We start from the raw sequence: 23,333 nt of genomic DNA on the forward strand, positions 1-23,333 counted from the left end.
CCGATGGCGTCCCGGCCGGACGGGTGGCTGGTGCCGGGGCGGCCACGTGCGGCACCCCGGTCACCGACGGCCGATCGTCACGCCGGCACCTTGGCGACGGCGTCCACGATGGCCCGGAGCAGGTCGACAACGCGCGGGCCCCAGCGGGAGGCGATGTCGTCGTCCAGCGCGACCACCTGGTTGTTCTTCACCGCGGTCAGGCCGGCCCAGCCGCTGCGCGCCTTGACCGAGTCGGCGCTCTGCTGGCAGCACTTGGTGTCGGCCAGGAAGACGAAGTCCGGGTCGGCCTTGACGATGACCTCCTGGGACAGCTGCGGGTAGCCGCCGTTCTTGCCGTCCGCGTCGGCCGGGTCGGCGATGTTGGTGAGACCGACCTGGCCGTAGAGCGAGCCGATGAAGGTCCTGCTGGTCGCGCTGTACAGCTCCGGGCCCAGCTCGTGGTAGTAGGTGAGCTTCTCGGCGCGCTGCGGCAGGTCCTTGACCAGCTTGGCGATTTCGTCCTTCATCCGGGTGGTGACGTCGGTCGCCTGGTCGGCGTGTCCGGTCAGCGTGCCCAGCTCGGTGATCTGCCGGTACGAGTCGTCCAGCGTGGTGGCCGCCGGAGTCAGGTAGACCGGGATCTTGAGCTTGCCGAGCTGGTCGACGATCTTGTTGGTGTCGTTGGAGAGCACCACCAGGTCCGGGCTCTTGGCGGCGATCGCCTCGGCGTTCGGCTGGAAGCCGGAGAGGTCGCTCTTGGGCGCCTCGGCGGGGTAGTTGGAGTTGTCGTCGGCCGCGGTCACCTGCGGGCCGGCGCCGATCGAGAAGAGCATCTCGGTCGCCGTGGGCGAGAGGGAGACGATCTTCTCGGGGCGCTTGTCGAGGGTGAGCTTGCCGACCGTGACCGGGTAGGCGGCGGCCGCCGAGCTGGCGCCGGCGGTCGGCTGGTCGGCGCTCTTCTCGGCGCAGGCGCCGAGGGCGAGCGCGGCGACCGCGAGGGTCGCGGCGAAGAGCCGGGGAGTACGTCTGGACATGGGTCCTCCTGTCGGTCGAGGAGTGTGGTGCTTCGCCGACAGGATCTGGGTGCGCCCGCCCGCGAGGCGCCCTTCCTCGAGAGCGCGTGTCGCGACCGCGCCGCAGGCGACCTGGCTCGTCCCCACCCGTCACGCCGGCAGGCGCTCGTCGGTGGGGCATCACAGTTGCGGGACAGCGCCGGTTTCGCACCGGCTTCGCTGCGGAGTGGTCGGTAAGACGGTAGCGCACCCCTCGCGACCACCTCGTTGATCAAGGACACATCGCCGCACGACGATCGTCGGGTACGGCGATATGCCCCGGATCGACGCGGACTGGTAGGTGGTGGGGCCCCGTCGGGGGCGGGACGGGGCCCCACCCGATCAGGAGGCGGTGATGGTGACGTTGTCCACAGCGGCCTCCACCAGGCTCGCGCCGGAGGCGTCCGCCGCCTCGACGAGAATGCGGACCGACTGGCCGGCGTACGGGGTGAGGTTGAGGTTCGCCAGCGCCCAACCGCCGTTGCGGTTGGTCGCCGCGCCGGCCTGCGTGAGCAGGGCGGTGGTACCGCCGTTGTGCACCACGCTGACCCGCAGGTAGTCGGCGGACGAGGCGTTCGAGCCGTGCGCCAGGTACCAGGCCAGCGAGAGGGTGAGCGTGCCGGCCGACGGCAGGGTCACCGCCGGGGACCGTGCGCTGGTCACGCCGCCGTCGACGTCGTGGTCACCGGCCGCGGAGCCGGCGAGCCGGCCGGTGACCAGGTCGTTGGCGCCGGCGTACGGGGTGAGCTGCTTGGCGCCGGAGGACGTGGTCGCCTGGGCGGCACCCCGCTCCCACGCGCCGAGGGTAGCGGTGTCGGTGCCGGCCGGGTTGGTGGTCCAGCCGGTGGCGGTCTCGAAGGTGTCCGACCAGACCGTGGTGCCGCCACCGCCGCCGCAGTACTGCGCCTGCTTGCCGATGGCCCGGTACGGGCAGTCGGCGTACTCGCTGAGCAGCAGCACGGCTTCGCGGTTGCGGGTGGTCTGCGCGGGGATCACCTCGTCGGGCGGGTAGAAGCCGCCGCCGGTCGCCGAGCCCGGGTACATCTCGAAGGTGTACGCCCAGATGCCGTGGGTGGCCCACATCCAGTCGATGCTGGTGCCGTCGGCGACGTAGAGGTCGCTGGACTGCTCCGGCGTGTAGTTGTTGGTGGCCGCCATCTGCTGCCCGATGGTGGCGAAGGTGCTGTACTGGTCGGCGCTCATCCCGGCGGGGTTGTTCGCGGTGGTGTAGCCGAACGGCCAGAGCACCAGCTGCGAGTACGTGTGGAAGTCGATGTTCGCCTTGATCTGCTGGGCGCCGCCGACCACGCGACTGTTGACGAAGGTGCGCAACGCCTGCGTCTCCGGCGCGGAGAAGGCCGACGGGCCGCGGTAGGTGTCCGATGAGGTGGTGCCGGACGAGCCGCCGCAGCAGCCCCACTGGTAGGACCAGTTGCGGTTGAGGTCGGTGCCGACCGCCGACGAGCCGCTGTTGGGCTGCCGGTTCTTGCGCCAGGAGCGGTAGGAGCCCGTGGCGATGTCGTACTCGCTGCCGTCCGGGTTGACGGTCGGCACGATCCAGATCTCCCGGCTGTTGACGATGTTGGTGATCCGGGAGTCGCTGCCGTAGCTGTCGGTGAAGAGGTTGAGCAGGTAGATCGCCATCTCGACGGTCAGGTGCTCGCGGGCGTGCTGCTGGGCGTTGAACAGGATCTCCGGCTCGCTCTCGTCGGTGCCGACGTTGTCGGAGATCTTCACCGCCATCAGGTCACGGCCCTCGTACGACGTACCGATGCTGAGCTTGCGGGCGATCCCCGGGTGGTCGGCCACGGCCTGGTTCACCACGGCGGTCAGCTCCGCGTAGTCGTGGTAGTTGGAGTCGACCGGCGGGAAGGCGAGGGTGCCGACGTCGCCGGTGTCCGGCGCGGCCGGCGGGGTGAGCGGCTCCAGCCGGAAGCCGAGCCGGGTGATCGCGGCCGCCTCGGCCCGGGTGGCCGACACGTGCAGGACGCCGTGCTCCGAATAGTCGATGGCGGCCCCCGTCCGGGCCACCGCGCTGCGGTCGGTGGAGGTCCGGGGTCCGAGCACCCGGTAGCCGGCGGCGGCCGGCTCGGCGTTGCGGTCCGGTGCCGGTCGGGCGGAGACCGGACCGGTGGCGACGGTGAGGAGCCCCAACCCGGTGATAACGGCGAGCACCAGGACGCGGCGGAGAGGGGTGAGCGTGCGGAGGGCCATGGACAACCTCCTCGATGGGCGGGAGATCCCGCTCGGTGGGGGACACTTCACCATCCGTCACATGGTCATATCAACATTAATCGCTGCATTCTCCATCCCAGGTGGACCATCACTCCGGCAACGATTTTCCATGCGTGAACATCTGGCGAAATTTCCTTCCGGGCGCGACACTGACCAGCGACGATGCCTCCCCTTCGACACCGCGGAGCACCCATGGCCAGATCCCGCCTGCGCGCGGCCGCCCTCGCCGGCGTCACCGCGCTCACCCTGCTCGCCACCGCCCACCCCGTCGTCGCCGCACCGGCCCTCGCCACCGCGACGGTCGTCCACGACGAACAGATCACCTTCCACGACTGGGCCGGCGCGACCGACTGGCAGTCCGGCGCCGCCGCCGGCACCGTGGTCACCCCCGCCGGCCTGACCCTCGGCACGCCGGTCGGCACCACCGCCTACAAGGACCCGTACAACAAGACCAAGCGGACCTGGGCGTACGGCACCTGGACCTCGCCGGTCACCAACGTCGGCTTCGACGCCAGCGAGCTGATCGCGTCCTGGAACGCCGACACCCCCGCCGGCACCTGGATCCAGGTCGAGATGCAGGGCAGCTACACCTCCGGTCAGCAGACCCCCTGGTACGTCATGAGTCGCTGGGCCTCCGGCGACGGCGACATCAAGCGCACCAGCGTCAACAAGCAGGGCGACAAGTGGTCGACCATCTGGACCGACACCTTCTCGATCAACGACGCGACGGCCGGCGTACTGCTGCAGGCGTACCAGCTCCGGGTGACCCTCTACCGCGACCCGGCGCAGACCGCGTCGCCGGTCCTCCGGATGCTCGGGGCGATGTCCTCGAACGTTCCGGACCGGTTCACCGTCCCGGCCAGCACCGGCGGAATCGCCTGGGGCACCGAACTCGCCGTTCCGCGCCACTCGCAGAACATCCACGCCGGCCACTACCCGGAGTACGACGGCGGAGGCCAGGCCTGGTGCTCGCCCACCTCGACGACGATGGTGATCGAGTACTGGGGACGGCAGCCGTCCGCGGAGGACACCGCCTGGGTGGACCCGACCTACCCGGATCCGACGGTCAACCACGCCGCCCGGATGGTCTACGACTACGCGTACGAAGGTGCCGGGAACTGGCCGTTCAACACCGCGTACGCGGCCAGCTTCCCCGGGCTGGAGGCGCGGGTGACCCGGCTGCACTCGCTCGACGAGGTGGAGCGCTTCATCGCCGCCGGCATTCCCGTGGTGACCAGCCAGTCGTTCCTCGCCAGCGAGTTGGACGGCGCGAACTACGGCACCTCGGGGCACCTGTTCGTGGTGGTCGGCTTCACCGCCGACGGCGACGTGATCGTCAACGATCCCGCCACGTCCAGCAACGACGTGGTGCGCAACGTCTACCCGCGTGAGCAGTTCGAGCAGATCTGGTTGCGCACCAAGCGGATCACCGCCAGCGGTGGTACCGCCAGCGGCCCCGGCGGTGTCGTCTACCTGATCAAGCCCACCGACGTCGCCTGGCCTCAGGTCGCCGGCTCCACCAACTGGTGACAGCGGACGAGCCCGGCGCGGTCGAGATCGACCGTGCCGGGCTCGTCGGTGGATGGATTCAGCTCGCGAGCGATGCGGAGGAGAGCTCGTCCGAGTTCTCCTCGCGACGCCGGCGGACCGTTCGCAGGATGACGGCCACCCAGGCCACCCCGGCGATCACGCCGGCGAGGGTGAGCGCGGTGACGAGCAGCCAGGTCTTCCCACCGGCGGCGGAGAAGACCCCCTTGCGGGCGCCGGTGTCCCGGGCCGCAGCCGTGTCGCCCTCGGAGAGGCTGCGCGGCGCGTCGTAGAGGATCACGTCGGTCCGCTTGGCGCCGTCGTCGGCCACGAAGTTCCCGTGCCAGGTGCAGTTGCGCCGGGAGCACTCCTCGGACACGGCCGTGAAGGTGCCCGCCGTGCCGCCGCCACCCTTGGCCTGCCAGGCCGGCACGAGATCGCCGACGCCCAGCATCAACCCGATGCCGGCGATGACAGGCAGACCGATCCAGACGAACACCTTCGCGCGCCAGTCGCTGATCTTGCTCAAGATTCCCACGGCGGCAGACCATAACGGCCGAACGCCGATCCCGCTGCCCCGCTCGTGGCGTGCCCCTCAGGGCTCCCGTCGCTCACCCTCACCGGGCTGGTCCTCGCCGGCCAGGGCGGAACGGAGGCGCTCCTTCTCGGCCCGGCGGCGCTCGGCCGCGCCGGCCATCTCCTCGGCCATCTCGTCCCGCCAGCCCTTGAGCAGGAAGAACGAGAGCGCCGCGGAGAAGACCAGCGCCAGCATCAGCTTCAAGAACGGGTTCATGTCGATCAGCCAGAGGGCCGCCAGCACGGCGACGAACAGCCCGATCCGGCCCAGCGTGTACTTGACCGCCGCGCTCACCCGCACCACTCCGTTCTTTCCGTCACCCGCCGGTGCCGGCGGAAGGTTGACCCGCCCGACGGGCGGTCGGGGTCAGCCGGTCCGGCGGGCCAGCCAGCGCACGCCGGGAAACCACACCGTCGCGTACCCGACGGTGAACGCCGCCGCCCCCAACGCGCCGGAGAGCAGCGGCGGCAGCCCGGTGCCCAGGCCGGACACCAGCAGCCCCACGAACACCCCGACGGCGGCCGCGACCAGCGCCGCCACCACCCGGGCGGCGCCGAACTCCCAGGCCTTGAAGTCGTCCCAGAACAGCCAGGCCGGCAGGATCACCGCCAACCAGCCGTTGGTGTGCCCGAAGTCCCCGGCGCCGATCGAGGCGAACGCCCAGTCGAAGAGCACCAGCGCGAGCACGCCGATGACCAGGCCGGCCAGGCTCACGCCGAGCAGGTCGCCCAGGGTACGGATGCGCCCCTCGGCGTCCCGACGGGGAAAGCCGTTCGGCTGCTCGGACCCACGCTGCTCGGTCATCGACTACGAGGGTACGTGCCGGCAGAGCGGGTGTCGGGAGGCCCCGGGGCCTCCCGACCGCGGCTCAGGCCCAGACCTGCTGCGGCTCGGCGCGCCGCTCGGCCAGCGACGGCGCCTTGTCGTACTCCCGGACCACGTTGTAGCGGGTGTCCCGCTCGACCGGCTGGAAACCGGCGTCCCAGATCAGGTGCAGCAGGTCGTCGCGGTGCATGGTGTTCGGGGTGCCGTACGAGTCGGCGTCGTGGGTGATCTTGTATTCGACCACCGAGCCGTCCAGGTCGTCCACGCCGAAGTTCAGCGAGAGCTGGGCCACCGACAGCCCGTGCATCACCCAGAAGTTCTTCAGGTGCGGGATGTTGTCGAAGAGCAGCCGGGAGACGGCGAAGGTCTTCAGCGACTCGGCCGGCGAGGCCATCGTGGTGCGCGCCTGGATCCGGTTACGGATCTTGCCGTCCGCCGAGTCGACGAAGTCGTGCTGGTAGCGCAGCGGGATGAAGACCGCGAAGCCGCCGGTCTCGTCCTGCAGCTCGCGCAGCCGCAACACGTGGTCCACCCGGTGCCGGGGCTCCTCGATGTGGCCGTACAGCATCGTCGCCGGGGTCTTCATGCCCTTGCTGTGCGCCAGGGCGTGGATCCGCGACCAGTCCTCCCAGTGGCAGGCGTGGTCGACGATGTGCTGGCGGACCTCCCAGTCGAAGATCTCCGCGCCGCCACCGGTCAGCGACTCCAGGCCCGCGTCCATCAGCTCGTCGAGGATCTCGTCGGCGCTCAGGCCGCTGATCTTCTCGAACCACTGCACCTCGGTCGCCGTGAAGCACTTGAGCTTGACGTTCGGCAGCGCCGCCTTCAGCTCGCGCAGCACCTTCGGGTAGTAGCGCCAGGGCAGCGTCGGGTGCAGGCCGTTGACGATGTGCAGCTCGGTGAGCTGCTCGTCCTCCATCTCCTTGGCCTTGCGGACCGCCTCGTCGATGCGCATCGTGTACGCGTCCTTCTCGCCGGGCTTGCGCTGGAAGGAGCAGTACGCGCAGGACGCCGAGCAGACGTTGGTCAGGTTGAGGTGCCGGTTGACGTTGAACATCACCCGGTCCCCGTTGAGCTCGGTGCGCTTGTGGTGGGCCAACCGCCCCAGCCAGGCCAGGTCGTCGCTGTCGTAGAGGGCGATCCCGTCCTCCCGGGTCAGCCGCTCACCGGCGTACACCTTCGCTTCGAGCTCACGCTTGAGTCCGGCGTCCATGGCACGTCCCTTCCACCTGCGGTCCCGGTCGAGCGTACGTCGGTGGGCCGACGCGTCGGGCGGCACGGTCGGCGGCAGCGACCCACTTCACCGGACTCTCAGCCTCCTGTTACCCGACGACACATCGACATCGCTGTCCGCGTGCGGTAAGACAGGGTGGGGCGGAACACACACTGGTACCGTCCGCACGGCCGCGCCCACCAAGCGCGGCGACGGCAACGGGTGGGGAGCAACATGGTCCACAGCGGGCGCGGGCGACGGCAGCGACGACGGAGCCCGGTGATCTCGCCGGTGCTGCGTCCGAGGCTCTGGGCCGCCCTGCTCGGCGCGGTCGCCGCCGCGGTGCTGGCCACCCCCGCGTACGCCGAGCCCGGGCTGCCCAACACGGTGCCGGACGCCGGGCTGCGCCCCGCGGTGGCCGGTGCGCTCCACCTGCCCGGCGGTGCGCCCGTCACCGGTCTCCCGGGCACGCCCGGCGCGCCGGTGGCGAACCTCGGCACCGGCCCGCTGGCCGCCCAGATCGCCGCCGGCGAAACGCAGGTCGGCACGCTCGGCGAGACGCTGCTCCAGCTCCGCCAGAAACGCACCGATGCGCAGACCCGGCTCGACGCGGCCGGCAAGGCTCTCGCGACCGCACGGGACACACTGCTCCGGGCCCAGCAGGGCGCGGACGTGGCCGCCGCCGACGCGATCAAGGCGGCCGCCGCGCTGCCGCCCGGCGAGTTCGCCGACGACCTCGAGGGGCTGAGCCGCCTCCAGCGATTCACCCGCGGCGAGAAGGTCGAGGGGGCCACCACCGGGGTGGCCGGCGACCTGGCCCGGGCCCGCGCCGGGGAGCAGGCGGCCTATCAGGAGTACGCCGACGCCAAGACCGCTGTCGACACCGTCGGTGCCGAGTTCACCGCCGGCGAGAAGGCGCTGCGTACGGCCGAGGCCAGCCTGCTCAAGCTGCGCCAGGACAACGCCGCCCAGCTGATCGAGATCGAGCGCCAGCAGGAGGCCGTCGAGCAGCAGCTCGGCGCCGGCTACGTGGCCGGCCAGGACGTCACCGGGATGAGCGCGCACCCGCGGGCGCTGGCCGCGGTGCGGTATGCGCTGGCCCAGCTCGGCGACCCGTACAAGTGGTCCGAGGAGGGCCCCGACGAGTTCGACTGCTCGGGCCTGATGTGGGCCGCGTACCGGTCGAAGGGCGCCGACTACTTCGAGCTGCCCCGGGTCTCCCGCGACCAGTACTACGCCACCCGGCAACGGACCGTGTCGCGTGCCGCGCTGCTCCCCGGCGACCTGCTCTTCTTCGCCTCCGGCGCGAGCTGGACGTCGATCCACCACGTCGGGATGTACATCGGCAACGGCAAGATGGTGCAGGCGCCCACCACCGGCGACGTCGTCAAGGTCTCGACGGTCGCGTGGTCCCGGCTGTACGCCGCCACCCGGGTGATCGGCGCGGTGCCCGCCCCGGCCCTGCCCACCCCGACCGTGCCCGCTCCGCCGACCAGTCCCACGCCGAAGCCGACCGGATCGGCCACCCCGAAGCCCACCGGCAGCGCGACGCCGACGCCGACCGGCAGCGCGACGCCCAAGCCGACGGGCACCGCGACACCGACGCCGACGGGCACCGCGACACCGACGCCGACGGGCACCGCGACACCGACGCCGACCGCCAGCGCGACGCCCAGCCCGACGGCCAGCCCCAGCAAGACGCCGAGCACCCAGCCCGCGCCGCCCACCACCGCGCCGAGCACCTCGGCGCCGAACACCTCGGCGCCGGCCACCACGTCGAAGGCGAGCGAGAGCGGCGCGGCCAGCACCAGCCCGACGGGGAGCACGTCGGCCAGCCCGAGCACCGACGGTTGAGCGGCCAGCATCCACTCCGGCTGTGCGGCCGGGCCGGAATGTGGCACCGTGACATCCAGGCACATCCGGTCCGACGTCACGGATCCGGGTGCGAGCGTGGCGCGGAGGGCGGACATGGCCGAGCAGAGAGATCCGGCGGAGAAAATCGATTCCGTCGCCGCCGACCCGCCGGCGCCCGGCACCGCTGAGCCGGCATCGACCGCCGGCTCCACGAGCGCCCCCGCCGGCGCCCGCGGCACCGCCGACCCCGGCCCCGAGGACGCCGCCTGCGCTGACGGCGCCGATCCGGCGAGCGGCCGGCAGCCAGCAGTGGACGACGCCCGTCCGGAAGCGGACCCGGCACCGGTACGCGCCCGGGCGAGTGTGGCCACCGCCGCCGCTCCGCCCGGCTCGGTGCCCTCCACCGGTCCGGCCGCCGCCACCACGTACCGGGCGACCGGCTCGGCCAGCCCGCACCTGCCGGTGCAGCGGGACGGTGCGGTGTCCTCGGCCCGGGCCAGTGCCGCGGTGCCCGGAAGCAGCCGGGTTGCGGCCGGCAGCCCGCTGTCCCGGGCGAGCGCACCCGGCGTCTACCGCTCGGGCCCGGTCAACCCGGAGCCACCCGACCCGGCGCAGCCGCCGGAGCCGATGCAGCCCCCCACACCGCCGACCCCCGAGCCCGAACCGGCGCCGTCCCCCACCCCACCGCTGCCCGGCCCGCCGGCGCCCGAGCCGACGCCGAGCCCCGGGCCCTACCCGCCCGGGCCGATGCCGCCGCCGGATCCCGGACCCACGCCGCCACCCGGGCCGATGCCGCCGGTGCCCGGCCCACCCACGCCGCCCCCCTCGCCGGTGCCGCCCGTCCCGGGCCCGCCCGCACCGCCGCCCGGGCCGCCGCTGCCCGGGCCGCCGCCCGGCCCGGTGCCGAGCCCGCCGTTCCCGCCTCCGCCGGCGACGCCCACGGCGTCCGTACGCGCCTCCGCCTCCGTCTCCGCACCGCCCGCCGGCCGGGTCGACCCGCCGGCGGTGTTGCCCGCGCCGGCACTGCCCGGCTGGCCGCCGTCCACGACAACGGGCGGCCCACCGTCGAGTGAGGGTCCCGCCGGGAGTGTCTGGTCGGCCGGCGGCACGCCGGCGGGCGCCAGGTCGCGGCGCGACACGCCGGGGATCCCTCCGGCCGCGACGGCCGGAGGCCGGGCCGGCCGGTACGACGGCGGCCCCGACCTCGCCGGCACCGTCTACGGCGGGACGGGCGGGGACGGGCCGGGCTTCGCCACCGTCGCGCTTCCCGCGAACCCGGTGGAGACCTCCGGCTCGCTGACCGGGCACATCCTGGCCCAAGGGTGGGCGGACGGCCCGGCGGAGCGCTCCCGCAACACCCGGGTGGTGATCGTCCTGGCCGCTGCCCTGGGGCTGCTGGTGGCGATCAGCGTGCTCGTCGTCCTGCTCGCCAACGACGCGTTGGACGGCCTCATGGGCGGCGCGTGAACGGCTGAACCGGGCCGCCGGGTCGAGGGTGAGCCCGCCCACTACCGTCGCGCACTTCGGTGGCGGGTTCGCCCGTTCGCCGTACACTTGTTGAGATCACTGACCTGGCGCGCGTGGTGCGCGCCCATGGGCGATCTTGCGGGCGATCCGGCGGCACAGCCGCGGCAGGCCATCGCGAAGATGCGCCCCGCTCGAAAGGCATTTGTTGACCATCTCTGCTGACTCCAGCACCATTTCGTCCGTTTTCGACTCCGCTCCGGAGCAGTCCGGCGTGGCCGCGCCGCGCTCCGACGCCGCCCCGGTGGAGCCGGGCACCGCGCCGGCAGCGACCGATCAGGTCGAGGCCACCGCCGCGCCGGCCGAGCCGGCCGTGACCTTCGGCGACCTCGGGCTGCCCGAGCCGCTGGTCCGCGCTCTGGCCCGGCAGGACATCACCCTTCCGTTCGAGATCCAGCGGGCCACCGTCCCCGACGCGCTCGCCGGGCGGGACGTGCTCGGCCGCGGCCAGACCGGCTCCGGCAAGACGCTCGCCTTCGGTCTGCCGCTGATCGCTCGGCTGGCCGACCGCAACCGGGCCCGTCCGCTGCACCCCCGCGCCCTGGTGCTGGTCCCGACCCGGGAACTCGCCATGCAGGTAAACGACGCCCTGATGCCGCTCGGCAAGGCCGTCGGCATCTTCCTCAAGACCGCCGTCGGCGGGGTGCCGTACGACCGGCAGATCGACGCGCTACGCCGCGGCGTGGAGATCATCGTGGCCACCCCGGGCCGACTCGGCGACCTGATCGAGCGGGGCGTCTGCCGGCTCGACGACGTCGAGGTGACCGTGCTCGACGAGGCCGACCAGATGGCCGACATGGGCTTCCTGCCCGAGGTCACCCAACTGCTGGCGAAGACGCCCGCGGGCGGTCAGCGGCTGCTCTTCTCGGCCACGCTGGACGGTGACGTCGACGCGCTGGTCAAGCGGTTCATGACCGACCCGGTGACCCACTCCACGGCGCCGTCGACCGCCTCGGTGTCGACGATGGACCACCACATGCTGCTGATCCCACCGCACGACAAGTTCCCGGTGGCCGCCTCGATCGCGGCGCGCGACGGCCGGACCATGGTCTTCGCCCGCACCCAGCTGGGCGTGGACCGGCTGGTCGAGCAGCTCGCCGCGGTCGGCGTACGGGCCGGTGGGCTGCACGGCGGCAAGACGCAGCGGATGCGCACCAAGACGCTCGCCGAGTTCCGCGAGGGCCGGATGAACGTCCTGGTCGCCACGGACGTGGCGGCCCGGGGCATCCACGTCGACGGGGTCACCCTGGTGCTGCACGTCGACCCGCCGAAGGACCCGAAGGACTACCTGCACCGCGCCGGGCGTACCGCCCGGGCCGGTGAGTCGGGCGCCGTGGCGACGCTGGTGCTGCCGAAGCAGCGGCGTACCACCCTGGCGATGCTGGAGAAGGCCGGCGTGGCTCCGGCGGAGGCCCGCGTCCGCGCCGGCGACCCGGTGCTGGCCGAGCTGACCGGCGCCCGCGAGCCGAGCGGCGTCCCTGTTCGGGAGGAGCCGGAGCCGCGCCGCTTCGGCGACCGCTCCGGTGGCTCGCGGCGCTTCGACGACCGCTCCGGCGGCCCCCGCCGCTTCGGCGACCGCGAGGAGCGGGGCCGCTACGGCGACCGCCCGACCGGCGAGCGGCGCTACGGCGACCGCCCGCAGGGCGACCGGCAGTACGGCGACCGTCCGACCGGCGAGCGGCGCTTCGGCGACCGGCCGCAGGGCGAGCGGCGCTACGGCGACCGCCCGCAGACCGACCGGCAGTACGGCGACCGCCCGACCGGCGAGCGGCGCTTCGAGGACCGCTCCGCGCGGCCCGAGCGGCGCACGGAGGACCGGCCGCAGGGCGAGCGGCGCTACGGCGACCGGGACGACCGGCGCTTCGGTGACCGGCCGACCGGTGCCGAGCGGTTCGGCGACCGACCGCAGGGCGAGCGCCGGTTCGGCGACCGACCGCAGGGCGACCGACCGCAGGGCGAGCGCCGCTACGCCGACCGGGACGGCCGGGGTGGCTTCCGATCCGAGGGACGCGGTCGCGACGACCGGCCGCGCGACGAGCAGCGCGGCTTCGGCGGGCGACCGCCGGCGCGTACCCACTGATCCGACCGCTGGAACGGACGCCGCCGCGGAGCCCACGCTCCGCGGCGGCGTTTCCGCATGCGCTGTCCGCGTAGGCCGGTTCGCGTAACGTCCGGCTCATGCCGACGATGCCGAAGTCGCTCTTCTGGTCCCGGACGGACACCGCCGGCGGCGAGCACGTGGTGCTCGACGACGGCAACGGGCTGACCGCCCGGGGCACCCTGCTCGCCGTGGATCCCATCCCCTGGACCGCCCGCTACCAGGTCACCACCGCCCCGGACTGGAGCACCGGCCGGGTCGAGGTGGAGGTCGAGGGAGCGGGCTGGCTGCGCAGCGTACGGCTGGAACGGAAGGCGGACCGGTGGCGGGTGACCACCGCCGAGCAGGGTGACCTCGACGCGGCGCTGGTCGCCGCCGGGCATCCGCGGGCGGGCCTGCCCGGCACCGACGACCCCGACCGGCTGGCCGACGCGCTCGACGTCGACGTCAGCGGCTCACCGCTGTTCAATGCCCTGCCGGTACGCCGGCTCGGGCTGGCCGCCGAACCGGCCGACCTGCCGCACCGGATCACCGTGGCGTGGGTGCTGCTGCCCAGCCTGGAGGTGGTGGCGGCGGAGCAGGTCTACAGCGGGCAGGGCCCGGGGCGGGTGCGGTTCGCCAGCGGCACCTTCACCGCCGACATCGACCTGGACGCCGACGGCTACGTGGTGCGCTATCCCGGGCTGGCCGAACGCATCGACCCACGCTGAGGCCGCCGGCTCAGGCCGGCCAGGCGCCGCTGGTGAGGAAGCGCTCGACGGTCGCCAGGTGCGGTGCCAGGTCGAGCCCCTGCGCGGCGACCCACTCGTCGGCGTAGTACGTGTCGGCGTACCGGTCGCCGGCGTCGCAGATCAGGGTGACCACCGAGCCGGCCCGGCCGGCGGCGAGCATCCCGGCGATCAGCCCGAACGCCCCCCACAGGTTGGTGCCGGTGGAGCCGCCGACCCGGCGGCCGAGCACGGCCGAGCCGGCCCGCATCGCGGCCAGCGACGCCGCGTCCGGCACCTGCATCATCCGGTCCACGACCGAGGGCAGGAAGGACGGCTCCACGCTCGGGCGGCCGATGCCCTCGATGCGCGACCCCCGCCCGGTGCGTACCGACCAGTCGGCGGCCAGCCAGGCCGGATAGAACGCCGAGTTCTCCGGGTCGACCACGCAGAGCTTGGTGGGCAGCCGGCGGTAGCGGGCGTACCGGCCGATGGTGGCGCTGGTGCCGCCGGTGCCGGCGCCCACCACGATCCAGGCCGGGATGGGGTGCCGCTCCAGGGAGAGCTGCGCGTAGATCGACTCGGCGATGTTGTTGTTGCCCCGCCAGTCGGTGGCCCGCTCCGCGTAGGTGAACTGGTCCATGTAGTGGCCGCCGGAGTCCTCGGCCAGCCAGCGGGCCTCGATGACCACCTTCGCCGGGTCGTCCACCAGGTGGCACCGGCCGCCCTGGAACTCGATCTGGGCGATCTTCTCAGGCGACGTGGAGGCCGGCATCACGGCGATGAACGGCAACCCCAGCATCCGGGCGAAGTACGCCTCGGAGACCGCGGTGGAGCCGGAGGACGCCTCGACGATCGTGGTCTGCGGCCCGATCCAGCCGTTGCAGAGCCCGTAGAGGAACAGCGACCGGGCCAGCCGGTGTTTGAGCGAGCCGGTCGGGTGCACCGACTCGTCCTTGAGGTAGAGGTCGATCCCCCATTCCCGGGGCAGCGGGAACGGCAGCAGGTGGGTGTCGGCCGAGCGGTTCGCGTCGGCCTCGACGGTGGCGATCGCCTCGGTCACCCAGAGTCGGCTGGCCTCGTCGCACCGGTCGAGATGAGTCACGCCGGAAACGTAGCAAGCGGGCCCGCGGGCCTCAGCCCCGGTCCGCTCGGGCGGCCCGACGCCGCTGGCGGCGCTGCCCGGCCCGGCCGACGGCGCGGACCAGCGGCGTCAGTCCGATGGCCAGCCGGGGCAGGGTGTCCAGCAGCCGCACCTGCGCGCCACGCCAGCGGGGCAGGCTGACCACCGGGCGCGGTCGGCGGGCCAGCCGGACCGCCCGGGCGGCCACCCGCTCGGGGGTGAGCATCGACCCGGTGAACGAGGCGAGCGCCCCGGGGTCGTCGAGCCGGTCGTGCAGCATCGGGGTCCAGATGCCGTCCGGGCAGAGGCAGGAGACGTGCACCCCACGCTGCCCGGCCATCCGCAGGTCGGACAGGGTGCCGAGGCTGAACGCCAGCAGCGCGTGCTTACTGGCCGCGTAGACCGTCTCGCCGGGCGCGGCGACCAGCCCGGCCAGCGAGACGACGTTCAGCACGTGGCCGTACCCCTGGTCGCGCATCACGGCCAGCGCGGCGAGGGTGCCGTTCATCGCGCCGAGCGTGTTCACGTCGAGCACCCGGCGGCGGATCGGCCCGTCGTGCTCCCAGGCCGGACCGGTGACCAGGATGCCGGCGTTGTTGACCCACAGGCCGAGGCCACCCGAGGCGGCGGCGGTCGCGGCCACCTCGGCGCAGGCGTCCTCGTCCCGCACGTCCAGCGTCCTGGACCAGCCGCCCAGCGGTGCCGCGGCGGCCGCCACGGCCTCCGCGTCGAGGTCGGTGAGCAGCACCGGCCAGCCGTCGGCGTGCAGCGCGGCGGCGATGGCCCGGCCCAGGCCGCCGGCGGCCCCGGTCACCACGGCCACTCCGCGTCCCGGCGAGGTCATCGGCGCACGTTACCGCCGCCCGTCCGGTCGGCACCAGGGCCGGACGGTTGGCCGACGACGGTCAGGCCGGCGGCGTCGGGGCGATCGGCTGCGGGCGGTTCTCCCACCGGGTCGACAGCGCGATGGCGGTCCGGGTGGAGGCGACGCCCGGCGTACGGTTCAGCCGCACGATCAGCTGCTCCAACTCGGCGATGGTGCCGACCCGCACCTTGAGCAGGAACGACTCGACGCCGGCCATGAAGTAGCAGGACTCGATCTCGGGCAGCACGCGCAGCGATTCGAGCATGTCGTCGGTGTCCGCACCGGAGTCCTCGACGATGCCGATCAGCGCGGTGACGCCGAGCCCGACCGCCTCGGGCGCCACGTCGGCCCGGTAGGCGCGGACCACGCCGCTGGTCTCCAGCTTGCCGACCCGCTCGTGTACGGCGGGGGCGGAGAGGCCGACCTGCCGGGCCAGCTCGGCGTAGGAGAGGCGGGCATTGCCGCGCAGCAGCTCCAGGAGGCTCAGGTCGATCGCGTCCACGAAGTGTGACCCTAGCCGGTAGGGCGTAACGTCCCGCCTTCGGTATCCGTTGAGCATGACAGTGAGTAGTGGTCCATAAACCCACAGTCAAGGAGTGCGGCGCCAGTATCATTTACTAACTTCCCACTCAGTGCGTTTTTCGCGTTTGGCGGACAGGCCAGGTCCCTGGTGCTGTAATTGCCATACGTCCCTCATGACGGCTCTGGGCTCGCACCAGCCGGGGGCAGTGTGTTCAGCCAGGGGCTTCGTCGACGCGAGGAGGGGGCTGTGGACACTGGAGATCGCCTGCTGACACCGGGTGAGGTCGCCGCGCTGTTTCGGGTGGACCCGAAGACTGTGACGAGATGGGCGGCGGCCGGCCGGATAGGAAGCATCCGGACTCCAGGCGGGCATCGCCGGTTTCGGGAATCCGAGGTGCGAGCCCTGCTTGAGGGGGAGGGCATGCTGGACGAGGTGGACGAGGTCGGAAAGCCCCGCAACGTGGGCCCGGCCGCTTCCACCGGGCCGGGTCCGGCCAACGCCGGCATGTACTGACGGTGCAGACGTGACACGCGGACCGGGCACCAGGTCCGGTCCGCGTCGCTGTGCGGTGACCCGCCAGGGGTACGGGGTTCAGCCGCGGGTCGCGCCGAGCTGACCGGACCAGCGCCGGAACAGCGTGTGCGGAACGCCGAGCGCGTCCAGCACCTTGCCGGCCACGAAGTCGACCAACTGTTGGGCGCTGGCCGCCGCGCCCGCGCCGTAGAAGCCGGGGCTGGCCGGCAGCACCACCGCGCCGGCGTCGTGCAGCGCGATCAGGTGCTCCAGGTGGCTGCGGGTCACGGGTGTCTCCCGGGGCACCACCACCACCGGCCGCCGTTCCTTGAGGTTGACCTCGGCCGCGCGCTGCAACAGGTCCTTGGAGAGGCCGATCGCGATGCCCGCGCAGGCGGCCGTGCTGGCCGGGACCACCGCCATGCCGCGGACCCGATAGGAGCCGCTGCTCGGACCGGCCGCCAGGTCACCGGCCGGCCAGTGCCGCACGTCGGCGTCGGCCAGGTCCCGGTCGAGCCAGGCGGCGAGGTCCTCGGCCCAGTGCCCGTCCCGGAACGGACGGCCGGTCTCGTCGAGGACGGTGAGCCGGGCCGCCCGGGAGACGATGAGGTCCACCGGCTCGCCCGCGTCGAGCAGCCCGCGGACGACCGCCGCCGCGTACGGCGTGCCGGACGCTCCAGACACCCCGACCACCCATGGTTCGCGCATGCCTCCAGACTGCCTGGTCGGGGCCGCCGGCCGGCGGGCACCCCCGCCACCGCCCCCGGGAGCGGTCGCCCGGAATGTCCTGGCGGGCTCGTGCGAGTCGCATCGACCTGAGATGCTGCCGGGGGCGATTCGCACGTGAGCAGATCGCGCGGGAGGCATCGGTGACAACCGGCGAGGTCCTCTGGACGCTGCGCTCCGAATGCCCTGTCCCGGCCAGACTCTCACCGCACGCCGACCGGGTCCAGGCGTGGCTCACCGACCGGCTGCCCGAACTGGGCCTGCCGTTGGACGACGCCGCGCTGCACCGGCTGACCCGCAGCGCCTTCGCCCGGTACGCCGGCCGCCTCTACCCCGGCGCGACCGAGGCGGACCTGCGGGTGCTGACGGCACTGTTCACCTGGTTCTTCCTGGTCGACGACGCCTGCGACGGGCCCGGCCGGCTCAGCCCGGCGCAGATCCAGGCGCTGCGCGCCGGCACGCTGACGCTGCTGCGCGACGGCCCGCGCCCACGGCACGCCGGGCTGACCGGTCCGCTGCGGCGGTTGCTGGTGCAGGCGTGGCGGGAGCCCCGGCGCCGGATGCCGGCCCGCTGGCGGCTGCGCTTCGCCGAGGCGGTGGCCCGGCACCTGGACGGCACCTGGCGGGAGGCGGTCAACAAGGACGCCGGCCGGCGACCGGGCGTGGCCGAGTACGTCGAACTGCGCCGGGCCACCTCCGCGGCCGAGGTGTCGTACCCGCTGGTGGAGTTCGTCTCGGGCCGGCCGCTGCCGGACGCCGTCTACCGGCACCCGCTGCTGCGACACATCGCGCACACCGGCAACGACCTGCTCTCCTGGTACAACGACCTGGCCTCGCTGGAACGGGACCGGGCCACCTCGGGCGGGCACAACCTGGTGCTGGCGGTGGAGGCCGAGTACGGCGTGTCGCCGGCCGAGGCGGTCGAGCGGGTGGCCGAGCGCTGGCGGGAGTCGATGCGGCGCTTCGTCGCGCTCCGCGCCGCGGTGCCGTCGTTCGGGCCGGCGCTGGACGCGGCGGTCACCGACCACCTCGACGGGGTTGCCGACGCGGTACGCGGCACCATCGAGTGGACGCTGGAGAGCGGCCGCTACCCCACCGGCGATGAGGGGCACCTCGTCGACGCCTCCCGTGGCGCACCGGCGACACCCTCCTGAGGGGCTCGGCGGGCGCGATCGGCGCCGCCGCGACGACCCGCCTCAGGGGCGCAGGCCGAGCCGGATCACCAGGTCGAGCAGGGCGAAGACGAAGAGCGCCATGCCGACGAAGCCGTTGGCGGTGAAGAACGCCCGGTTGACCCGGCTCAGGTCGGTCGGGGTGACCACCACGTGCTGGTAGCCGAACGCGACCGCGGTCAGCGCCAGGCCGACCCACCAGAGCCAGCCCAGGCCGACCAGCGCCCCGAACCAGACGAACAGCCCGAAGGTCACCACGTGCGCCACGGTGGAGGCGTGCAGCGCGAAGCGCCGCCCGTACCGGGCCGGCACGCTGTGTACGCCGATCTCCCGGTCGATCTCGGAGTCCTGGCAGGCGTAGATCAGGTCGAAGCCGCCGATCCACAGGCCCACGGCCGCGCCGAGCAGCCAGGCCGGCCAGGAGCCGTCGAGGGTGCCGGTGACGGCGAGCCAGGCGCCGACCGGGCCCACCGCCTGGGCGATCGCGAGGATGGCGTGCGGCCAGTTGGTGAACCGCTTGCCGTACGGGTAGACCACGAGCGGCACCACGGCGAGCGGGGCCAGTACCAGGCAGAGCGGGTTGAGCAGGGCGGCGGCGGCCAGGAAGACCACCAGCGCCACGACCGCGCCGGTCCAGGCCGTACGCACGCTCACCGCCCCGGTGACCAGTTCCCGCCCGGCGGTACGCGGGTTCCGCGCGTCGATCCGCCGGTCCAGGATCCGGTTGGCGGCCATCGCGAACGTCCGCGCGCCGACCATCGCCACCGTGATCAGCAGCAGGTCGAGCCAGCGTACGTGCCCTCCGTTCACCTGCATCGCGGTGAACGCGGACAGGTACGCGAAGGGCAGCGCGAACACCGAGTGCTCGATCACGACCAGCTTGAGGAAGGACTTCACCCGGCCCGGCTTCTCGGCCGGGGCGTCGAGGACCGCCATCAGATGCCGTACTCCTTCCAGCGCTTGTCGACCAGGGAGACCACCTCGGGCGCCATGGTCATCTCCTCCGGCCAACCGCGGGTGTAGCCCTCGGTGGGCAGCTTGCGGGTCGCGTCGACGCCCACCTTGCCGCCCCAGAACTGCTGGTACGAGGCATGGTCGAGGTGGTCCACCGGGCCCTCGGTGAGCAGCAGGTCGCGGGCGTAGTCGACGTTGCCGAAGGCGCGGAAGGCGACCTCGTTGTAGTCGTGCACGTCGCAGTCCTCGTCGACGATCACGATCAGCTTGGTCAGCGACATGAGGTGGGCGCCCCAGATCGCGTTCATCACCTTCTGCGCGTGCTTCGGGTAGCGCTTGCGGATCGACACGATCGCGCAGTTGTGGAAGACCCCGGCGGCCGGCAGGTCGTAGTCGACGATGTCCGGGATCAGCAGCTTGAGCAGCGGCTGGAAGATCCGCTCGGTGGCCTTGCCCAGGCCGTGGTCCTCCTGCGGCGGCTTGGAGGTGATGATCGAGTGGTAGACCGGCTCGCGCTGCATGGTCATCGCCTCGACGTGCAGCACCGGGAACGGCTCGACCGGCGTGTAGAAGCCGGTGTGGTCGCCGAACGGCCCCTCGGGCAGCCGCTCACCGGGCTCCAGGTAGCCCTCCAGCACGATCTGCGCGTGCGCCGGCACCTGCAACGGCACGGTGAGGCAGTCGACCATCTCCACCCGCTCGCCCCGCAGGAACCCGGCGAACAGGTACTCGTCGATGTCGCCGGGCAGGGGCGCGCTGGCCGCGTACGACACGACCGGGTCGCAGCCGATCGCGACCGCGACGGGCAGGCGCTGGCCGAGCCGCTCGGCGACCGCGTGGTGGGCGGTGGAGTCCTTGTGGATCTGCCAGTGCATGCCCAGGGTGTTGCGGGAGTGCTGCTGGAGCCGGTAGAGGCCGAGGTTGCGCTTGCCGGTCTCCGGGTGCTTGGTGTGGGTCAGCCCGTAGTTGTGGAAGATCCCGCCATCGCCGGGCCACACCTGCAGGCCGGGCAGCCGGCCCAGGTCGACGTCGTCGCCGCGGTACACCACCTGCTGGCAGGGCGCGGTCTTCACCTTGCGCGGCGGCACGGACTTGAGCTGCATGACCTTGCCCAGGCCCTCGCGGATGCCGGACCAGCCGACCGGCAGCTCCGGCTTGATGAGCGCGCCGATGCGGGCGCCGATCTCGTCGAGCGAGTCGACGCCGAGCGCCATCGCCATGCGCTTCTCGGTGCCGAACAGGTTGATGGCCACCGGCATCTCGCCCCGGGTCGGGCGCTCGAAGAGCAGCGCGGGCCCGCCGGCGCGGACCGTCCGGGTGACCACCTCGCTGATCTCCAGGGTGGGGTCCACCGGGACGTCGATCCGCCGCAGCTCCCCCGCGCGCTCCAGCGCGGCGAGGAAGTCCTTGAGATCGGTGTAGGGGAAGCCACGAGCCGCCATGCCGCCAGTCTCCCGCACCGGGTCCGGCGCCGACCAAGCCGGGTGCTGTGACGTCTGCCAGAACGGGCGCGGCGCCGGCATGTGCGCGGACCGGCCGGGTAGTCGAGCGGTCCGCCGAGCGGAGGAGTCGCGATGGGTGACGGACGGGTTCCCGACGGGTTCACCGAGCAACAGGCCCGGGTCGGCGACGTGACGCTCAACTACGTCCGGGGTGGTCACGGTCCGACCCTGGTGTTGTTGCACGGCTATCCGCAGTGCTGGTACATGTGGCGACCCCTCCTGCCCGAGCTGGCCCGGCACTTCGAGGTGGTCGCGCCCGACCTGCGGGGCTTCGGCGGCAGCGACGCACCGGACGGCGGCTACGACAAGAAGACCGTCGCCGCCGACGTGCACGGGCTGCTCGATCAGCTCGGCCTGACCGGTGACCTCCGACTGGTCGGGCACGACCTGGGGACGATGGTGGCGTACGCGTACGCCGCCGCCCACCCGCGGCGGGTGACCCGGTTGGTGCTCAGCGAGGCCCCGATCCCCGACGAGACGATCTACGAGTTCCCCGCGCTCACCCCGGCCGGCCCGGGCGTGTGGAACTTCGGCTTCTTCTCGCTCGGCAACGGGCTGCCGGAGCAGTTGGTCAGCGGGCGAGAGGCGCTCTGGGTGGACCGGTTCACCGACGCCCTGATGATTCGCAAGGGCAGCATCGCGGCACCGGACGTCGAGGAGTACGCCAGCCACCTGCGCGACCCGGCACGGCTGCGGGCCAGCTTCGCCTACTTCCAGGCGTTCGATCAGGACATCGCCGACAACGCGGCTCACCGCGCCACGAAGCTCCCCATGCCGGTGCTGGCGATCGGCGCCCGGGCCAGTCTCGCAGAGAAGGTCGCCGAGCAGGCTGGGCGGTACGCCGACGCCGTCCGCGGCGAGGTGGTCGAGGACTGCGGGCACTGGCTCTACGAGGAGCAGCCGGACCAGATGCTCGCCCTGCTGCGCGGCTTCCTCGCACCAGCCTGAGCGGGCCGGCCCGGTCACGCGGCGGGCGCCCAGGCATGGGCGGTCAGTGGCGGGTCGAGCGGCGCCCGGGTGAGCCGGTTGGCGAAGGTGGAGATGGTGTACGTGCCGATGCCGAGCACCACGTCCAGGGCGTGTCGGGGCTGGTAGCCCGCGGCCAGGAAGGCGTCGAGCACGTCGTCGGGCACCGCGCCCCGGTGCTCCAGCACGGCCAGGGTGAACCGGCGCAGCGTCTCCAGCCGCGGCTCGGGCAACGTCGTACCGTCGCGCAGCGCCGTGATCAGCTCGGCGGTCGCGCCGAGTTGGGTGAGCGTGCCGGTGTGCAGGGCGACGCAGACGTGGCACTCGTTGCTGGTGGCGACGGCGAAGACCACCACCTCGCGTTCCAGCGGCTCCAGGGCGGTCTTCTCGAAGCCGGCGTTGGCGGTGAGGAAGCCGGCCAGCAGTTCGGGTGACTCAGCCATCAGGGCCACCGGGCTCGGCAGCCAGCCGAACCTGCGGCGTACCGCCGTCATGGTCGGGCGGACGGCGGCGGGTGCGGTGTCGACGGTGTGCAGGGGAAAGACGGACACGGTTTCCTGCCTTCGGTCGTGGCGGCACGCACGTCGGCCGGCGCGCGGCTTCCGGTACCGCGTCCCGTAGGATCGTCAACGTGGTTGTCGAAATAGTAAACGTGGTTGTCGAACGTGGCAACCACTGATCCCGCCCGTCCCGGCTTCGCGCTGCCGCTGCTGCTGCTGGCCGGCTTCCGTACGCTCATCGACGAACTGCACGCCGAGCTGGCCCGGCAGGGGCATCCGGAGCTGCGGCCGTTGCACGGCTTCGTGCTCCAGGCCGTGGGGGTGGACGGCACCACCGCCACCGAGCTGGGCCAGCGGCTGGGCATCTCCAAACAGGCCGCCGGCAAGACGGTCGACCGGCTGGTTGCGGTCGGCTACCTGGAGCGGGTCGACGATCCCAGGGACGCCCGCCGCCGGCTGGTCCGGGTGACCCCGCGCGGGGCCGACGGGCTGCGCCGCTCGGCGGAGATCTTCGACCGACTGCGCGAGCGGTGGGCCGCGACCCTCGGCCCGGACCGGGTCGCCGCCTTGGAGGACGACCTGCGCACCATGTCCTCCGTCAACTTCTTCCGCCTCGACATGCCGGGCTGGTTCGGCGGCTGACAAATCTCACCGGCACTGGCGGGCCGCGCCCGGCCAGGGGCAGCCTGGACGCATGTCGGACGCCTACGTCGTCGGCGACCCGGACGGGTTGTCGCCCCTGCTGGTCGCGCTGCGCGACGCCATCGCCCGGGAACTGCACGCCCAACTGGCGTTGCGCGCCGAACGCATCGAACTCGCCGACGTACCGGAGGTGTCCTACCAGGTCACCGTCCAGGTGGACCGCACGCTGCGCGGCTGGCGGCCCCCACCCGGTTGA

At 72.9% G+C, this 23,333-nt stretch carries 23 protein-coding genes and 1 riboswitch; of the genes, 10 read left to right on the plus strand and 13 right to left on the minus strand.

The window, feature by feature from the left end:
- Window positions 1–77 precede the first annotated feature (77 nt).
- The gene (locus ACFOW4_RS24280) at window positions 78–1,013 is read right to left on the minus strand and encodes an ABC transporter substrate-binding protein (RefSeq protein WP_377531542.1); all 936 of its coding nucleotides are present in this window, start codon (window positions 1,011–1,013) and stop codon (window positions 78–80) included.
- Window positions 1,014–1,123: 110 nt separating this feature from the next.
- Window positions 1,124–1,207: riboswitch (cobalamin riboswitch) on the minus strand.
- A 166-nt stretch (window positions 1,208–1,373) separates the two neighbouring features.
- Window positions 1,374–3,245, minus strand: coding sequence for a M14 family zinc carboxypeptidase (locus tag ACFOW4_RS24285; protein ID WP_377531543.1), 1,872 nt, complete (start codon window positions 3,243–3,245; stop codon window positions 1,374–1,376).
- Window positions 3,246–3,458: 213 nt separating this feature from the next.
- Between ACFOW4_RS24285 and ACFOW4_RS24290 the strand changes: the two genes are divergently transcribed.
- Window positions 3,459–4,796, plus strand: a complete 1,338-nt coding sequence (locus ACFOW4_RS24290; RefSeq protein WP_377531545.1) for a peptidase C39 family protein — start codon at window positions 3,459–3,461, stop codon at window positions 4,794–4,796.
- Between the two features lie 58 nt (window positions 4,797–4,854).
- On the opposite strand, the gene ACFOW4_RS24295 is transcribed toward ACFOW4_RS24290, so the two are convergent.
- The 4 genes from ACFOW4_RS24295 to mqnE form a co-directional block, all read right to left on the minus strand.
- On the minus strand, window positions 4,855–5,331 hold the full coding sequence (locus tag ACFOW4_RS24295) for a hypothetical protein (protein ID WP_377531547.1): 477 nt from the start codon (window positions 5,329–5,331) through the stop codon (window positions 4,855–4,857).
- Window positions 5,332–5,388: 57 nt separating this feature from the next.
- Window positions 5,389–5,664 carry a DUF4229 domain-containing protein gene (locus ACFOW4_RS24300; RefSeq protein WP_377531549.1) on the minus strand — a complete coding sequence of 92 codons (276 nt, stop codon included), beginning with the start codon at window positions 5,662–5,664 and terminating at the stop codon, window positions 5,389–5,391.
- A 72-nt stretch (window positions 5,665–5,736) separates the two neighbouring features.
- On the minus strand, window positions 5,737–6,174 hold the full coding sequence (locus tag ACFOW4_RS24305; RefSeq protein ID WP_377531551.1) for a hypothetical protein: 438 nt from the start codon (window positions 6,172–6,174) through the stop codon (window positions 5,737–5,739).
- Between the two features lie 64 nt (window positions 6,175–6,238).
- Complete coding sequence (gene mqnE / locus ACFOW4_RS24310) at window positions 6,239–7,408, minus strand: aminofutalosine synthase MqnE (RefSeq protein WP_363750427.1); 1,170 nt, start codon at window positions 7,406–7,408, stop codon at window positions 6,239–6,241.
- A 234-nt stretch (window positions 7,409–7,642) separates the two neighbouring features.
- Between mqnE and ACFOW4_RS24315 the strand changes: the two genes are divergently transcribed.
- The 4 genes from ACFOW4_RS24315 to ACFOW4_RS24330 all read left to right on the plus strand — a co-directional run bounded on the left by ACFOW4_RS24315 (window position 7,643) and on the right by ACFOW4_RS24330 (window position 13,594).
- Window positions 7,643–9,262 carry an NlpC/P60 family protein gene (locus ACFOW4_RS24315; protein WP_377531554.1) on the plus strand — a complete coding sequence of 540 codons (1,620 nt, stop codon included), beginning with the start codon at window positions 7,643–7,645 and terminating at the stop codon, window positions 9,260–9,262.
- Between the two features lie 114 nt (window positions 9,263–9,376).
- On the plus strand, window positions 9,377–10,729 hold the full coding sequence (locus ACFOW4_RS24320) for a hypothetical protein (RefSeq protein WP_377531555.1): 1,353 nt from the start codon (window positions 9,377–9,379) through the stop codon (window positions 10,727–10,729).
- A gap of 205 nt (window positions 10,730–10,934) precedes the next feature.
- Window positions 10,935–12,866 carry a DEAD/DEAH box helicase gene (locus tag ACFOW4_RS24325; RefSeq protein WP_377531558.1) on the plus strand — a complete coding sequence of 644 codons (1,932 nt, stop codon included), beginning with the start codon at window positions 10,935–10,937 and terminating at the stop codon, window positions 12,864–12,866.
- Between the two features lie 107 nt (window positions 12,867–12,973).
- Window positions 12,974–13,594, plus strand: coding sequence for a putative glycolipid-binding domain-containing protein (locus ACFOW4_RS24330; RefSeq protein ID WP_377531742.1), 621 nt, complete (start codon window positions 12,974–12,976; stop codon window positions 13,592–13,594).
- A gap of 10 nt (window positions 13,595–13,604) precedes the next feature.
- Here the strand turns inward: ACFOW4_RS24330 and ACFOW4_RS24335 are convergent, their stop codons facing one another.
- From ACFOW4_RS24335 to ACFOW4_RS24345, 3 genes are all read right to left on the minus strand, one after another.
- Window positions 13,605–14,696, minus strand: a complete 1,092-nt coding sequence (locus ACFOW4_RS24335; RefSeq protein ID WP_377531560.1) for a PLP-dependent cysteine synthase family protein — start codon at window positions 14,694–14,696, stop codon at window positions 13,605–13,607.
- Between the two features lie 31 nt (window positions 14,697–14,727).
- Window positions 14,728–15,558, minus strand: a complete 831-nt coding sequence (locus tag ACFOW4_RS24340) for an SDR family oxidoreductase (RefSeq protein ID WP_377531562.1) — start codon at window positions 15,556–15,558, stop codon at window positions 14,728–14,730.
- 61 nt (window positions 15,559–15,619) lie between these two features.
- On the minus strand, window positions 15,620–16,081 hold the full coding sequence (locus ACFOW4_RS24345) for an Lrp/AsnC family transcriptional regulator (RefSeq protein WP_377531563.1): 462 nt from the start codon (window positions 16,079–16,081) through the stop codon (window positions 15,620–15,622).
- 267 nt (window positions 16,082–16,348) lie between these two features.
- On the opposite strand from ACFOW4_RS24345, the gene ACFOW4_RS24350 reads away from it, so the two are divergent.
- Window positions 16,349–16,615, plus strand: a complete 267-nt coding sequence (locus ACFOW4_RS24350; protein WP_007454516.1) for a BldC family transcriptional regulator — start codon at window positions 16,349–16,351, stop codon at window positions 16,613–16,615.
- A gap of 78 nt (window positions 16,616–16,693) precedes the next feature.
- Here ACFOW4_RS24350 and ACFOW4_RS24355 read toward each other — a convergent pair whose 3' ends face one another.
- Window positions 16,694–17,323: a UbiX family flavin prenyltransferase gene (locus tag ACFOW4_RS24355; protein ID WP_377531566.1), complete on the minus strand. Its 630-nt coding sequence runs from the start codon at window positions 17,321–17,323 to the stop codon at window positions 16,694–16,696.
- 161 nt (window positions 17,324–17,484) lie between these two features.
- On the opposite strand from ACFOW4_RS24355, the gene ACFOW4_RS24360 reads away from it, so the two are divergent.
- Window positions 17,485–18,495 (plus strand): terpene synthase, encoded by a 1,011-nt coding sequence (locus ACFOW4_RS24360; RefSeq protein ID WP_377531567.1) that lies wholly within the window; start codon window positions 17,485–17,487, stop codon window positions 18,493–18,495.
- Window positions 18,496–18,537: 42 nt separating this feature from the next.
- Here the strand turns inward: ACFOW4_RS24360 and mqnP are convergent, their stop codons facing one another.
- The gene (gene mqnP / locus ACFOW4_RS24365; protein WP_377531569.1) at window positions 18,538–19,449 is read right to left on the minus strand and encodes a menaquinone biosynthesis prenyltransferase MqnP; all 912 of its coding nucleotides are present in this window, start codon (window positions 19,447–19,449) and stop codon (window positions 18,538–18,540) included.
- The gene (locus ACFOW4_RS24370; RefSeq protein WP_377531571.1) at window positions 19,449–20,909 is read right to left on the minus strand and encodes a menaquinone biosynthesis decarboxylase; all 1,461 of its coding nucleotides are present in this window, start codon (window positions 20,907–20,909) and stop codon (window positions 19,449–19,451) included. Before ACFOW4_RS24370 ends, mqnP begins: the two co-directional genes overlap by 1 nt.
- A 132-nt stretch (window positions 20,910–21,041) precedes the next feature.
- On the opposite strand from ACFOW4_RS24370, the gene ACFOW4_RS24375 reads away from it, so the two are divergent.
- Window positions 21,042–21,917, plus strand: coding sequence for an alpha/beta fold hydrolase (locus ACFOW4_RS24375; protein ID WP_377531574.1), 876 nt, complete (start codon window positions 21,042–21,044; stop codon window positions 21,915–21,917).
- Between the two features lie 14 nt (window positions 21,918–21,931).
- On the opposite strand, the gene ACFOW4_RS24380 is transcribed toward ACFOW4_RS24375, so the two are convergent.
- A complete protein-coding gene (locus ACFOW4_RS24380; protein WP_377531575.1) occupies window positions 21,932–22,486 on the minus strand; it encodes a carboxymuconolactone decarboxylase family protein in 555 nt (184 codons plus the stop codon).
- 114 nt (window positions 22,487–22,600) lie between these two features.
- On the opposite strand from ACFOW4_RS24380, the gene ACFOW4_RS24385 reads away from it, so the two are divergent.
- Together ACFOW4_RS24385 and ACFOW4_RS24390 are read left to right on the plus strand one after the other, a co-directional pair.
- Window positions 22,601–23,077, plus strand: a complete 477-nt coding sequence (locus ACFOW4_RS24385; protein ID WP_377531577.1) for a MarR family winged helix-turn-helix transcriptional regulator — start codon at window positions 22,601–22,603, stop codon at window positions 23,075–23,077.
- A 52-nt stretch (window positions 23,078–23,129) separates the two neighbouring features.
- A complete protein-coding gene (locus ACFOW4_RS24390) occupies window positions 23,130–23,333 on the plus strand; it encodes a hypothetical protein (RefSeq protein ID WP_377531579.1) in 204 nt (67 codons plus the stop codon).

Source organism: Micromonospora sp. GCM10011542 (assembly GCF_042650685.1).
GTDB lineage: Bacteria > Actinomycetota > Actinomycetes > Mycobacteriales > Micromonosporaceae > Micromonospora.

Coding starts and splice junctions, on each gene's coding strand:
- ACFOW4_RS24280 (WP_377531542.1), bottom strand. CDS start 1,013: ATGTCCAGACGTACTCCCCGGCTCTTCGCCGCGACCCTCGCGGTCGCC.
- ACFOW4_RS24285 (WP_377531543.1), bottom strand. CDS start 3,245: ATGGCCCTCCGCACGCTCACCCCTCTCCGCCGCGTCCTGGTGCTCGCC.
- ACFOW4_RS24290 (WP_377531545.1), top strand. CDS start 3,459: ATGGCCAGATCCCGCCTGCGCGCGGCCGCCCTCGCCGGCGTCACCGCG.
- ACFOW4_RS24305 (WP_377531551.1), bottom strand. CDS start 6,174: ATGACCGAGCAGCGTGGGTCCGAGCAGCCGAACGGCTTTCCCCGTCGG.
- mqnE (WP_363750427.1), bottom strand. CDS start 7,408: ATGGACGCCGGACTCAAGCGTGAGCTCGAAGCGAAGGTGTACGCCGGT.
- ACFOW4_RS24315 (WP_377531554.1), top strand. CDS start 7,643: ATGGTCCACAGCGGGCGCGGGCGACGGCAGCGACGACGGAGCCCGGTG.
- ACFOW4_RS24320 (WP_377531555.1), top strand. CDS start 9,377: ATGGCCGAGCAGAGAGATCCGGCGGAGAAAATCGATTCCGTCGCCGCC.
- ACFOW4_RS24330 (WP_377531742.1), top strand. CDS start 12,974: ATGCCGAAGTCGCTCTTCTGGTCCCGGACGGACACCGCCGGCGGCGAG.
- ACFOW4_RS24340 (WP_377531562.1), bottom strand. CDS start 15,558: ATGACCTCGCCGGGACGCGGAGTGGCCGTGGTGACCGGGGCCGCCGGC.
- ACFOW4_RS24355 (WP_377531566.1), bottom strand. CDS start 17,323: ATGCGCGAACCATGGGTGGTCGGGGTGTCTGGAGCGTCCGGCACGCCG.
- mqnP (WP_377531569.1), bottom strand. CDS start 19,449: ATGGCGGTCCTCGACGCCCCGGCCGAGAAGCCGGGCCGGGTGAAGTCC.
- ACFOW4_RS24370 (WP_377531571.1), bottom strand. CDS start 20,909: ATGGCGGCTCGTGGCTTCCCCTACACCGATCTCAAGGACTTCCTCGCC.
- ACFOW4_RS24375 (WP_377531574.1), top strand. CDS start 21,042: ATGGGTGACGGACGGGTTCCCGACGGGTTCACCGAGCAACAGGCCCGG.
- ACFOW4_RS24390 (WP_377531579.1), top strand. CDS start 23,130: ATGTCGGACGCCTACGTCGTCGGCGACCCGGACGGGTTGTCGCCCCTG.